This is a genomic window from Amycolatopsis sp. NPDC003861 (genome assembly GCF_053605405.1).
Genome location: NZ_JBSGJD010000070.1, coordinates 25,707 through 38,329 on the forward strand (window position 1 = coordinate 25,707; position 12,623 = coordinate 38,329).

Here is a 12,623-nt window from a genome sequence, read left to right on the forward strand (position 1 = left end):
TGCGGACGCGCATTCCGCCGTTCGGGGACGGCGATGACGCGGAGTGATTTCCGCTACAGCGCGGCCGCCTCCGCGGCCAGCTTCTCGATCGTGGCGGGATCGAGCGAGGCCGTCAGCCACGATCCGCCGATGCAGCCGACGTTCGGCAGCGCCAGGTAGGACGGCGCCGAGGCCACCGTGATCCCGCCGGTGGGGCAGAACTTCAGCGACGGCAGCGGACCCACGATCGACTTCAGGTACGCGACGCCGCCGGAGGCCTCCGCCGGGAAGAACTTCAACGCCGAAAGCCCGCGCTCGGCCAGCCGCATCGCCTCGGACACCGTGCTCGCGCCCGGCAGGAACGGCAGCCCGGACTCGAAGCACGCGTCGACGACGGCGTCCGTGCAGCCCGGGGTCACGAGGAACTTCGCACCCGCGTCGGCGGCCTGCTTCGCCTGGTCCGGCGAGGTCACCGTGCCGGCGCCGATGACGATGTCCGGCACCTCCGCGGCGACGCGCTCGATCGCGGACAACGCCGCCGGGGTGCGCAGGGTCAGTTCGATGACCCCGATCCCGCCGGCGAGCAGGGCCCGGGCCGTGGGCACCGCGTCGTCGGCGTCGTCGATCACCACGACGGGCATCACGGGGGACAGCTCGAGCAGGTCCTGACCGGTGGTCACTGACCAACCTCCTGGGTAGCGAAAGCGGGCGTTCCGAAGTGTTCCGGCGTCATGCCGCCGAACACCGAAGCGCCCTGGTCAGCGGGGCCGACGGCACGGCGCAACGCGGCGAACAACTCTCGGCCGGTGCCGGTCCAGGATGCTTCGGACGGCGGGGCGTCCACAAGTTCACGCCGGGCGAGTTCTTCGTCACCGACCAGCACGTCGAGCGAGCCCGCCGACGCGTCGAGCCGGATGACGTCGCCGTCCGCGACGCGGGCGATCAGGCCGCCCGCCGCCGCTTCCGGCGTCACCTGGATGGCCGCCGGGATCTTGCCCGAGGCGCCCGACATGCGACCGTCGGTGAGCAACGCCACGGCGTACCCGCGGTCCATCAGTACCCCCAGCGCCGGTGTCAGGCCGTGCAGCTCCGGCATGCCGTTGGCCTGCGGGCCCTGCTGCCGGAGCACGACGACGACGTCCCGGTCCAGCTCGCCGGCGTCGAACGCGGTCTTGAAGTCCTCCTGCGTGGTGAACACCCGCGCCGGCGCCTGGACCACCCGGTGCTCGGGCGCCACCGCGGACACCTTGACCACCGCGCGCCCGAGGTTGCCCTCGACCATCCGCAGCCCGCCGTCGGCGGCGAAGGGGCGCCACACCGGGCGCAGCACGTCTTCGTCGAGGCTGCGGGTGGGCACGTCCCGCCAGACCAGCTCGCCGTCGGACAGGATCGGCTCGGCGCGGTAGCGGTGCAGCCCGAACCCGGCCACCGTGTGCACGTCTTCGTGCAGCAACCCGGCGTCGAGCAGCGTGCCGACCAGGAACTGGATGCCGCCGGCGGCGTGGAAGTGGTTGATGTCGGCGCTGCCGTTCGGGTAGACCCGGGCCAGCAGCGGCACGACAGCCGACAGGTCGGAGAAGTCGTCCCAGGTCAGCTGGATGCCCGCGGCCGCGGCGATCGCGACCAGGTGCATCGTGTGGTTGGTCGATCCGCCGGTGGCGAGCAGCGCGATGACGCCGTTGACGAACGCCTTCTCGTCGAGGATCCGCGCCACCGGCGTGTACTCCTCGCCACGGGACAACGCGACGACCCGCCGCCCCGCTTCCTCGGTCAGCGCCTGGCGCAACGAAGAACCCGGCTGGACGAAGCTGGCCCCGGGCAGGTGCAGGCCCATCACCTCGACGACCATCTGGTTCGAGTTGGCCGTGCCGTAGAAGGTGCAGGTGCCGGCCGAGTGGTACGACGCCGCTTCGGCGTCGAGGAGGTCTTCGCGGGTCGCGCGGCCCTCGGCGTAGAGCTGCCGGACGCGGGCCTTCTCCTTGTTCGGCAGCCCGGAGTTCATCGGCCCCGCGGGGATCAGGATCGCCGGCAGGTGGCCGAACGACAGCGCGCCGATCAGCAGGCCGGGGACGATCTTGTCGCAGACGCCCAGCAGCAGCGCGGCGTCGAACATGTCGTGGGAGAGCGCGATCGCCGTCGACATCGCGATGACCTCGCGGCTGAACAGCGACAGCTCCATGCCGGCGCGGCCCTGCGTGATCCCGTCGCACATCGCGGGCACGCCGCCGGCGAACTGGGCGACCCCGCCGGCCGAGCGCACGGCCTTCTTCAGCCATGCCGGGTAGTCCTGCATCGGCTGGTGCGCCGAAAGCATGTCGTTGTAGGACGACACGATCGCGACGCCGGGGGCGCGCGCGGCCCGCAGCGCTTCCTTGTCGACGCCGTCCATCGCGGCGAAACCGTGGGCGAGGTTGCTGCACGCGAGGCCGCGGCGGACCGGGCCTTCTTCGTGCGCGGCGGCCGTGCGGTCGAGGTAGGCGGAGCGCGTCGCGGCGCTGCGCACGGCGATGCGGGCGGTGACCTCGGCGATGACGGGGTGCAACGATGTGGTGGGGGTCGGGCTCATGTCCGGCTCCGGATCACTGGTGTGGGGTGGTCCGCGGGACGGCAGCGCTGACGCCTCAGGGTCGTGACACTGGCCACACTACCTCGGGAAAACGTCGAATCAAAATCGATTCAGAAGATCGACCCGCGTGACCCCGATCACCTCCGGAACCGTTAGTGTGCTAGTTGTCACACTGCACGACGCGTGGCACAGCCGTAGCCGGTTCCCTGCCAGCCCCACCACACGGGAGGCATGATGTCCACCTCCGAGATCGCCGAGCTGCGGCGAACCATCGGCCAGCTCCGGCAGTGCGTCGGCGCACTGCGCTCTCGCTACGGCGACGCGTCGGCGGTCCGCCGGCTCGCCAACGACGTCGAGCGCCTCGACATCGACACCGCGGACCTCGACGGCGTGCCCCTCGCGGTGCCCGCCCAGGCGAAGGCCGCGGAGCGCGTCCCCGTCCCCGACACCCCCTACGACCCGGCGCTGTGGCACGGCGCCGATGACGAAGGCGTCGGCGGCTACAAGCGCGACCAGCGGTGAGCGCTCCCGCTGACAACGGCGTCGGCACCGGCGTCCGGGCCCCCAAGCGGGCCCGGATCGCCGAGCGCACCCTCCGCACGGACCGGTGGTGGCTCCAGCCGCTGCTGACCGTGCTCGGACTGTCGGCGTTCATCATCTACGCGACGGTCCGGTCGTTCGTGCGCACCGCCTACTGGGTGCCCGACTACCACTACCTGACGCCGTTCTACTCGCCGTGCCTGTCCACTTCCTGCGTCGAAGGCTCGAGCCACTTCGGCCACTGGTTCGGCGACCTGCCCGGGTTCATCCCGCTCGGCTTCGTGGTGCTGCCGTTCCTGCTCGGGTTCCGCCTGACCTGCTACTACTACCGCAAGGCCTACTACCGGTCGGTGTGGTTCTCCCCGCCCGCCTGTGCCGTCGCGGAACCGCACGCCAAGTACACCGGCGAGACACGGCTGCCGCTGATCATCCAGAACGTCCACCGCTACTTCTTCTACGTCGCGCTGATCGTCTCGCTGGTCAACACCTACGACGCGATCACGGCGTTCCACGGGAAGACCGGGGGCTTCGGCTTCGGGCTCGGCAACATCATCCTGCTGGCCAACGTGATCCTGCTCTGGGCCTACACGCTGTCCTGCCACTCGTGCCGGCACGTGACCGGCGGGCGGCTGAAGCACTTCTCCAAGCACCCGGTGCGCTACTGGATCTGGACCAAGGTCTCGAAGCTCAACACCCGCCACATGACGCTGGCCTGGACGACGCTCGGCACGCTGGTGCTGACCGACTTCTACGTCATGCTCGTCGCCAGCGGCGCGATCTCGGACCTGAGATTCGTCAACTAGCGTCGCATCTTCCCAACCACAGACGTCCCCAGTTCCGAGGTGGAATCTCTTCATGACCGAGGTCGAACGGCACAGCTACGACGTGGTGGTGATCGGTGCCGGTGGCGCCGGTCTGCGCGCCGTGATCGAAGCCCGTGAACGCGGCTTCCGCGTCGCCGTCGTGTGCAAGTCCCTGTTCGGCAAGGCGCACACGGTGATGGCCGAGGGCGGGTGCGCCGCCTCGATGGGCAACGCGAACTCGAACGACAACTGGCAGGTCCACTTCCGCGACACCATGCGCGGCGGGAAGTTCCTCAACAACTGGCGGATGGCCGAGCTGCACGCCAAGGAGGCGCCGGACCGCGTCTGGGAGCTCGAGACGTACGGCGCGCTGTTCGACCGCACCGCCGACGGCCGGATCAGCCAGCGCAACTTCGGCGGGCACACCTACCCGCGGCTGGCGCACGTCGGTGACCGCACCGGGCTCGAGCTGATCCGCACGATGCAGCAGAAGATCGTCTCGCTGCAGCAGGAGGACTTCGCCGAGACCGGCGACTACGAAGCGAAGATCAAGGTCTTCGCCGAGTGCACGGTCACCGAGCTGCTCACCACCGAGGGCCGCATCGCCGGCGCGTTCGGCTACTGGCGCGAGAGCGGGCGGTTCATCCTTTTCGAGGCGCCCGCGGTCGTGCTCGCCACCGGCGGCATCGGCAAGTCGTTCAAGGTGACGTCGAATTCGTGGGAGTACACCGGTGACGGCCACGCGCTGGCCCTGCGGGCGGGCGCGAAGCTGATCAACATGGAGTTCGTCCAGTTCCACCCGACCGGGATGGTCTGGCCGCCGAGCGTCAAGGGCATCCTCGTCACCGAGGGCGTGCGCGGTGACGGCGGCGTGCTCAAGAACTCCGACGGCAAGCGGTTCATGTTCGAGTACGTGCCCGACGTGTTCAAGGGGCAGTACGCGGAGAGCGAAGACGAAGCCGACCGCTGGTACGCCGACGCGGACAACAACCGGCGCACGCCGGACCTGCTGCCCCGCGACGAGGTGGCCCGCGCGATCAACTCCGAGGTCAAGGAGGGCCGCGGCTCCCCGCACGGCGGCGTCTTCCTCGACATCGCCAGCCGGCTGCCGGCCGAGGAGATCCGCAAGCGGCTGCCGTCGATGTACCACCAGTTCAAGGAGCTGGCGGACGTCGACATCACCGCGGAGCCGATGGAGGTCGGCCCGACCTGCCACTACGTCATGGGCGGCATCGAGGTCGACCCGGACACGGCGGCGGCGAGCGTGCCCGGCCTGTTCGCGGCCGGCGAGTGCTCGGGCGGCATGCACGGCTCCAACCGGCTCGGCGGCAACTCGCTGTCCGACCTGCTGGTGTTCGGCCGGCGCGCAGGCCTGGGCGCGGCCGAGTACGTGTCCGGTCTCGACGGCAGGCCCGCCGTGCTGGAGTCCGATGTGGACGCCGCGGCGAAGATGGCGCTCGCGCCGTTCGACCCGCCGGCCGGTGCTTCCGCGGAGAACCCGTACACGCTGCACACCGAGCTGCAGCAGTCGATGAACGACCTGGTCGGCATCATCCGCAAGGCGGAGGAGATGGCGCAGGCGCTGGCGAAGCTCGACGAGCTGCGGCAACGGATCCTGCGCGTCACCGTCGAAGGGCACCGGCAGTTCAACCCCGGCTGGCACCTCGCGATCGACCTGCGCAACATGCTGATGGTCAGCGAGTGCGTCGCGAAGGCGGCGTTGACGCGAACCGAAAGCCGCGGCGGGCACACACGCGACGACTACCCCGGCATGGAAGCGGACTGGCGCAACAAGCTGCTCGTGTGCTCGGCGTCCCCGGGGGACAACCCGGTGGTGCCGGACGTCGACGTCGAGGTGAAGGAGCAGGTGCCGCTGCGGCAGGACCTGCTGGAGCTGTTCGAGTTCGGCGAACTCGGGAAGTACTACACCGATGCGGAGCTCGAGACGCACCCCGGGAGCAAGGCATGAGCTACAAGGCGAGTTTCCGGGTCTGGCGCGGCGACGCCGACGGCGGCGGGCTGCAGGACTTCACGGTGGAGGTGAACGAGGGCGAGGTCGTCCTCGACATCATCCACCGGCTGCAGGCGACCCAGGCCGCGGACCTCGCCGTCCGCTGGAACTGCAAGGCGGGCAAGTGCGGCTCGTGCTCGGCGGAGATCAACGGCCGCCCGCGCCTGCTGTGCATGACGCGGATGTCGACGTTCACCGAGGACGAGGTGATCACGGTGACGCCGATGCGGACGTTCCCGGTGATCCGCGACCTCGTCACCGACGTGTCGTTCAACTACACGAAGGCGCGCGAGATCCCGTCGTTCACGCCGCCGGCGGACCTGAAGCCGGGCGAGTACCGGATGCAGCAGGTCGACGTCGAGCGGTCGCAGGAGTTCCGCAAGTGCATCGAGTGCTTCCTGTGCCAGAACACCTGCCACGTGGTGCGCGACCACGAGGAGAACAAGGAAGCCTTCGCCGGGCCGCGGTACCTGATGCGCATCGCGGAGCTGGAGATGCACCCGCTGGACGTCGCGGACCGGCGTGACGCGGCGCAGGACGAGCACGGTCTCGGGTACTGCAACATCACGAAGTGCTGTTCGGAGGTGTGCCCGGAGGGCATCCACATCACGGACAATGCGCTGATCCCGATGAAGGAGCGCGTGGCGGACCGGAAGTACGACCCGATCGTGTGGCTGGGCAACAAGCTCTTCCGGCGGGACAAGTAGGGCTTTTCCCCCTCGACGCTCGCGAACCGCGCCTCGGGCCGGTTCGCGAGCGTCTTTTTTCGCCGTGGCAAGGTGGGGGGATGGAGATCGAGCTGCTGCCGCCGTCCGCCGATCCCGCGGTGATCGAGCGGATCACCGGGCTGGTCAACCAGGTCTACGCCGAGTCCGAGAAGGGGCTCTGGCTGGGAAGCACCGACCGGACGTCCCGCGACGAGATCACCGGCTTCGTGGCAGCCGGGGAAATCGCCGCGGCCTTCGCGGACGGTGACCTCGCCGGGTCCGTGCGGATCCGGCGGCTCGACGACGTCGTCGGCGAATTCGGCATGCTCGCCGCCGATCCGGCACGGCGGGGCCTCGGCGTCGGGCGGGAGCTGGTGCGGTTCGCCGAGCAGACCAGCCGCGACGCCGGATGCCGGGAGATGCAGCTCGAACTGCTCGTGCCACGCGGCTGGACGCATCCGTCGAAGCAGTTCCTGGCCGAGTGGTACGGCCGCCTCGGCTACCGCGTGACGCACCGCGCCGACCTCGCCGAGGACTACCCGCACCTCGCGCCGTCGCTGGCCACGCCGTGCGATTTCCTCATCTACCGCAAGGAGCTCGCGTGACGGTGCTCGCCGGAGCGCGCGTATTCGACCCCGAAACCGGGGAGACGACCCGCGCGGACGTGCGGCTGGACGGCGACCGGATCGCCGAAGTCGGCCGGGGCCTCGACGGCGAGCGGGTCGACTGCGCGGGCGGGCTGCTGATTCCGGGGCTCATCGACTGCCACGTACACGTCGCCTTTCCGCGGCCCGAGCCGTTGCCGCGCAGCGCCCGGATCCTCGAAGCCGTGCCAGTACTGCACGGGTTGCTGGCGCGCGGGATCACCACCGTCCGGGACGCCTGGGGTGCCGACGCCGGGTTCAAGCACGCCCTGCGCGAAGGGTGGATCGCCGGGCCGGACCTGCTGATCAGCCTGCGTCAGCTCGGACCGACCGGCGGCCTCGGCGACAGCTGGGAGCCGCCCGCCGGCGCCGTCGACCACTACGGCGACCCCTCGCTGCCCGACCCGCTCTTCGACGGCGCGGACTCGGCGCGCGCGGCGGTCCGCCGGATGGTGCGGGCGGGTGCCGACTGGATCAAGGTCGGTGCGAGCGGGGCGATGCGAGCGGTGCGCTCGGGAACCGACGTCCGGCCGACCGACGACGAGCTCGCCGCGCTGGTCGACGAGGCCCGCCGCTGCGGCCGGGACGTCCTGGCCCACGCGCACACGTCCGCCGCCGTCGTCTCGGCCGCCCGCGCCGGGGCGCGCAGCATCGAGCACGGCACCTTCCTCGACGACGCCGCCGTCGAGGCGCTGGCCGGCGTTTGGTACGTGCCGACGCTCTCGCCGATCAGCGACAGCGAATTCGCCGAGACGCACCGCCGTTCGCTCCGGCTCGCGGCGGAGGCGGGGGTCCGCATCGCCGCCGGCTCGGACCTGGCTCCGCGTCCCCATGTCGACTTGACGACCGAATTGCGACTGCTGGCCGAGGTGTTCGGCGAAGCGGCGGCGCTGAAGGCGGCGACCTCCGAGGCGGCGCGATTGCTCCGCCTCGACGACGACCGCGGCCGCATCGAGCCGGGGTTGCGCGCGGATTTGGTGCTGCTGGACGGCACGGGTCTCGACGTGACCGACCTGCCGGGGCGGACCCGGGCGATTTGGCACGATGGGAAGCGCGTTATCGGGGCGCGTCCGTGAGTGGTTGAGCCGGACCTCTGATGGGGGCGTTTTCGGTGCAGGGTGGCCGAAGAAGGTATCCGGGCTCGGTTCCCGGCTGGTGATCGGCGAAGAGGATGCCGGCGGCGACCTCGAGTGGATCAGCTCGGTGGACTTCGAGCGCGAGCCGGGCGCATCAGTATTCCGCCGGGGTCGGAGAAAGAGGGACGCGTGGCTGGGCTCGAAGCCGTCTCCTCGGCGTGGAACCGTTGCCACGCAAGCCATTCGGCTGTGCGGTGCCCGGCGCCGGGTGCCTTCGTGGCCCGGGCTGCGGTGACGTTCTCGGTCACTGTCTCAGGCGTTCGTACTCGTCCGCGAACCGGACGAGCCACTCCAGGGACTGTCCCTCGGGGAGGGCCACTTGTTCCAGGCGGGTGGTGAGCAGGTAGAACGCCTCCACGGCGATGCGGTCGTCGACGAACAAGCCTGCGGTGTACGTCTCTTCGTAGACGACCGGTGGGTGTTCGGGGAACTCCATGACCGTGAACGTCGTGCTCAGTGCGCGGAACGTGGGGTCCGACTCCGGGACCACCCGGATGACGCAGTGCGGCAGGTTCGTGGCCAGCACGAGGTTCTGCAGCTGTTCGTGCATGAGCGACGGGCTTCCGACCACCGAGCGCAGCGCGCGCTCGTGGATGAAGAAGGTGCAGCTCGGCGGGTTGTGGCGTTGCAGGAGCTGCTGCCGGTCCACGCGGGCGCGGGTCAGCATGTCGAGCCTGTCCGCGGTGTAGCGGCCGGTGAGTTCGAAACAGGTGTGGACGTACTCCTCCGTCTGCAACATCCCGGGGATGGCGGCCGGGCTGTAGTAGACCATCGACCGCGCGAGGTTCTCCTGGATGAGGAGGGATTTCGTCGGGTCGACGAGCTTGTCGAAGTACGGCCGCACCCAGTAGAGGTCGCCGGACGGCTTGGCCAGCTCGAGGAGCCGCGCGCGTTCGGCGGCTCCGGTGCCGCAGTGGGCGAGGTAGATCGCGGCGTCGACCGCCGAGATGCGGCGGCCGTTCTCCCAGGCCGACACCTTCGACGCCGACCAGTCCGCGCGGCGGGCCACCTCGCGCAGGGTCATCCGCTTCTGCTCGCGCTGGCCCTTGAGCTCGTAGGCCATTTCGCGCGTGCGCACCGTGCTCTTTTCGGTCATGGCACGGACGGTAGAGGGGACCTCCGACAAAACGACGCACGCCGCGCGCGGATTCACCGCAAGGAGGTCGCTGTTCCGCCTGTGTGACAACGCAATCCGGCTCCCGAAGCGGTGTGAAGCTGCTTCGCGCGGCGAAGGCGCTTCGCGCATCCTAAGCGATATAGGGCGGCGTAAACAATGCGTCCGGCGATTCGGCGAAATGGTGCGGAGCCGCTTCGGTGCGGGGGCGGCCGACGGCAGCGCGGCCGGGCGCGAGGTGGTTGACTGCCCGCATGGCTGAACCGAAACCGCGGGGCCTGGCCGCCCTGTTGCTGACGCTGACCGTCGTCACCGGGGTGGTCGATGCCGTCAGCTTCCTCGGGCTGGGCCGGGTCTTCGTCGCCAACATGACCGGGAACGTGGTGTTCCTCGGGTTCGCGGCGGCGGGGGAGACGACGCTGTCGGTGCTCGCCTCGCTGACCGCCGTGCTCGCGTTCCTGGCCGGCGCGCTCGCCGGTGGCCGGCTCGCGCGGCGGGAGGACGACTACGACACGCTGCGGCAGGCGACCGTGGTGCAGGCCGCCTTGATCGCGGTCGCCGTCGTGCTCTCCGCCACCCTCGGCGGCGGTACGCGGCTCGGCGCCGAACTGCTGATCGTCGTGCTCGGGCTGGCGATGGGCCTGCAGAACGCCGCCGTCCGCCGGATCGGGGCGCCCGACCTGACGACGACCGTCCTGACCATGACGCTGACCGGCTTCGCGGCCGACTCCAAGGCGGCCGGTGGGACCGGCTCCCACCCGCTGCGGAAGGTGGCCGCCGTCGGCGCGATGCTCGCCGGGGCCTTCGCCGGCGGGCTGCTGCAGCTGCACGTGGCCATGTGGGCCGCGCTCGCCGTGGCGTTGGTGCTGGTCCTGGCCGTGCTCGCCGCGCTGCACCAGGCGAAGCGGTCCACAGAGGACTGACCGGGACCGGGAAGGCCACCGCGGTGGCCTTCCCGGAGCCGGATCAGGCGCCGGTGACCCTGAGCTCGACCAGCGTCGCCGGGTCCTGCCCCGCGCCCTCGCCGAATCCGGTCCAGCCGTGCGTGTCCACGTTCACCGTGGTCGGGGCGCCCTTGATCGTGACCGTCGCCTTGACGTTGTGCGCTTCCTGGTCGTCGCCCTTGGCCTGGAAGGCGTACGGGATGCTCAGCTTGAGGTAGCCGCTCGGCCCGGTCACCTGGAAGCAGTAGTGACCCGGGTCGGTGCCGTGGTCGGCCGGGTTGTTCGTCGAGTACACCTCGATCACGCCGGTGTGGTCGGCGCAGCCGACCAGGACGATGTGCCCGTCGCCGCTGACCAGGGTGATGCCGCGGTCGCGCAGGATCTTGTCCGCGCCCGGGTAGCTGTAGTCCTCGACCAGGCCGGGCGGGGTGTCGTCGGCGGTCGCGGCGTGGGTGATCGCGGCTGTGCCGGAGATCACGGCGGCGCCGGCGACGGCGGCCGCGGCGAGCAGGGTGGTGCGGAAACGCATGTCGGGTTGCACTCCTTGTCGTTGACGGGGCTGGGCGCGCGTCGCCGGACAGGGTGCTGCGTCCTCGACCCGACATGGCCCCCCATGCGAGAACAGACGGACCGTATCCCCCGTTCCACGGTCCGGTCAACGGCGGTGATCATTACTTGATCGGAGTCTTTTCTTCACGGCGAACCTGCGCTTAAGGTACGTCTCGGCTGACACAGGGGGGACCGCGTGGGCGCGGCAGCCGGCGGCTTGCTGCCGCCGAACCCCCTGCCGATCTGACGAGGGGGCAGCGGGGTACATGGGCATCCGACACCTACGGGCCGTTCTGACGGCGACGACGGCGTTCGCGCTCGTCGCCGGCATCATGGCGACACCGGCCGCGGCGGCGGACCCGCCGCAGCCGACGGAACGCCAGCGGGTGCTGGCGCTGATGCGCGACGGCAGCCCGGTGATCTCCCGCGCGGCCGAGGCCGCGCTGTGCGGCACCGACGACGACGTGCACACCTTCCTGGCCACCGGGCTGAGCCGGGTGCAGGAGGTCTCCGACCGCGTCGCCGTGCAGCAGATGATCTCCACCGGCGGCCCGGCGACGCAGCACGCGGCGAACGCCGCCCTCGGCGGCACCATCGCCGACGTGCGGGCCTTCCTCGCGAACGGGTGGCGCCAGCCCTGGCAGACCGACCTGCGCGTGCAGGTCTCGCGGCTCCAGTCGGCCGCCACCGGCCCGACCGTGAAGAGCGCGGCCAACACCGCCCTCAACGGCACGTCCGACGCCCAGCTGGCCTTCCTCGGCCAGGGCTACCAGCGCGCCCAGGTGATGGACGACCGGATCGCCGTGCAGCGGCTGATCAACGCCGCCGGGGCCGAGGTCAAGAAGGTCGGCAACTGGGCGCTGTCGTCCAGCGCGGACGACGTGCGCTGGTTCCTCCAGAGCGGCTACCAGGTCGCGTTGCAGCGTGACCAGGAGACCGCGACGGTCGCGCAGCTCGCCGACCTCGCGAAGAGCTCCCAAGCCCGCGCGACCGAGCAGACGCAGGCGGCGAAGGACGCGGCCGACCAGGCCGCGACCGCCGCCGCGGCCGCGAAGGTCGACGCGCAGATCGCCGCCGACGAAACGCGCAAGGCGCAGGGCTCGGCCGAGCAGGCCGCCCAGGCCGCGGCGCGGGCGGCCGACGCCGCCAACCGGGCCGCGCGGGCCGCGCAGACCGCGATCAACGCGGCCAACGCGGCGACCAACGCGGCGCGCGAAGCCGCCGCCGCGGCCAGCCAGGCCGCCTGGGCCGCCTCGATGGCCGGCCGGGCCGCTTCGAACGCCCGCAACGCGGCCGCCGCCGCGGCCACCGACCGGGGCCAGGCCGACCGGGCGACGCAGGCCGCGAAGGACGCGCGGGACGCCGCCAACGGTGCGCAGAGCGCCGCCGACGCGCTGACCCACGCCATCGACGCCGTGCACGCCGTCGCCGTGACCGTGCAGGCGGCCGCCGCCGCGGCCAACGACGCCGCCGCGGCCGCTGCGGCTTCGTCCGAAGCCGGTGGCTACGCGCAGCAGGCCGGGGCCAGCGCCGCCGAGGCGAAGAACGCCGCCGCCCGGGCGCAGCGCAACGCCAACGAAGCCAGCCGCGCGGCCGCCGCCGCGCCAGGAACCCCAGCGCCGTCGCGGCC

Annotated in this window: 12 protein-coding genes; 8 read left to right on the plus strand and 4 right to left on the minus strand. The window is 71.1% G+C overall.

Features of this window, described 5'->3' with window-relative positions; genetic code table 11:
* Positions 1–53 precede the first annotated feature (53 nt).
* Together eda and edd are read right to left on the minus strand one after the other, a co-directional pair.
* A complete protein-coding gene (gene eda, locus ACWEVN_RS19280; RefSeq protein WP_452052128.1) occupies positions 54–659 on the minus strand; it encodes a bifunctional 4-hydroxy-2-oxoglutarate aldolase/2-dehydro-3-deoxy-phosphogluconate aldolase in 606 nt (201 codons plus the stop codon).
* On the minus strand, positions 656–2,545 hold the full coding sequence (edd, locus tag ACWEVN_RS19285; protein ID WP_452052129.1) for a phosphogluconate dehydratase: 1,890 nt from the start codon (positions 2,543–2,545) through the stop codon (positions 656–658). The genes eda and edd overlap by 4 nt, the downstream gene beginning before the upstream one ends.
* A gap of 234 nt (positions 2,546–2,779) precedes the next feature.
* Between edd and ACWEVN_RS19290 the strand changes: the two genes are divergently transcribed.
* The 6 genes from ACWEVN_RS19290 (at position 2,780) to ACWEVN_RS19315 (ending at position 8,326) form a co-directional block, all read left to right on the plus strand.
* A complete protein-coding gene (locus ACWEVN_RS19290; RefSeq protein ID WP_003054488.1) occupies positions 2,780–3,067 on the plus strand; it encodes a hypothetical protein in 288 nt (95 codons plus the stop codon).
* Entirely contained in the window at positions 3,064–3,888 is an 825-nt protein-coding gene (locus ACWEVN_RS19295; RefSeq protein ID WP_449682333.1) for a hypothetical protein, read from the plus strand. The genes ACWEVN_RS19290 and ACWEVN_RS19295 overlap by 4 nt, the downstream gene beginning before the upstream one ends.
* 52 nt (positions 3,889–3,940) lie before the next feature.
* Positions 3,941–5,857 carry a fumarate reductase/succinate dehydrogenase flavoprotein subunit gene (locus tag ACWEVN_RS19300; RefSeq protein WP_449682334.1) on the plus strand — a complete coding sequence of 639 codons (1,917 nt, stop codon included), beginning with the start codon at positions 3,941–3,943 and terminating at the stop codon, positions 5,855–5,857.
* Positions 5,854–6,606 carry a succinate dehydrogenase/fumarate reductase iron-sulfur subunit gene (locus tag ACWEVN_RS19305; RefSeq protein ID WP_043783250.1) on the plus strand — a complete coding sequence of 251 codons (753 nt, stop codon included), beginning with the start codon at positions 5,854–5,856 and terminating at the stop codon, positions 6,604–6,606. Before ACWEVN_RS19300 ends, ACWEVN_RS19305 begins: the two co-directional genes overlap by 4 nt.
* 80 nt (positions 6,607–6,686) lie before the next feature.
* Positions 6,687–7,211 (plus strand): GNAT family N-acetyltransferase, encoded by a 525-nt coding sequence (locus ACWEVN_RS19310; RefSeq protein WP_449682335.1) that lies wholly within the window; start codon positions 6,687–6,689, stop codon positions 7,209–7,211.
* Positions 7,208–8,326 (plus strand): amidohydrolase family protein, encoded by a 1,119-nt coding sequence (locus tag ACWEVN_RS19315; RefSeq protein WP_452052130.1) that lies wholly within the window; start codon positions 7,208–7,210, stop codon positions 8,324–8,326. The genes ACWEVN_RS19310 and ACWEVN_RS19315 overlap by 4 nt, the downstream gene beginning before the upstream one ends.
* 304 nt (positions 8,327–8,630) lie before the next feature.
* Here the strand turns inward: ACWEVN_RS19315 and ACWEVN_RS19320 are convergent, their stop codons facing one another.
* The gene (locus ACWEVN_RS19320; protein ID WP_452052131.1) at positions 8,631–9,482 is read right to left on the minus strand and encodes a helix-turn-helix domain-containing protein; all 852 of its coding nucleotides are present in this window, start codon (positions 9,480–9,482) and stop codon (positions 8,631–8,633) included.
* A gap of 272 nt (positions 9,483–9,754) precedes the next feature.
* Between ACWEVN_RS19320 and ACWEVN_RS19325 the strand changes: the two genes are divergently transcribed.
* Positions 9,755–10,423, plus strand: coding sequence for a YoaK family protein (locus tag ACWEVN_RS19325; RefSeq protein ID WP_452052132.1), 669 nt, complete (start codon positions 9,755–9,757; stop codon positions 10,421–10,423).
* Between the two features lie 43 nt (positions 10,424–10,466).
* Here the strand turns inward: ACWEVN_RS19325 and ACWEVN_RS19330 are convergent, their stop codons facing one another.
* Positions 10,467–10,973: a hypothetical protein gene (locus tag ACWEVN_RS19330; protein ID WP_449682339.1), complete on the minus strand. Its 507-nt coding sequence runs from the start codon at positions 10,971–10,973 to the stop codon at positions 10,467–10,469.
* A 286-nt stretch (positions 10,974–11,259) separates the two neighbouring features.
* Between ACWEVN_RS19330 and ACWEVN_RS19335 the strand changes: the two genes are divergently transcribed.
* Positions 11,260–12,623, plus strand: a 1,364-nt coding sequence (locus ACWEVN_RS19335; RefSeq protein WP_452052133.1) for an ALF repeat-containing protein, incomplete at its 3' end; no start/stop codon positions are given.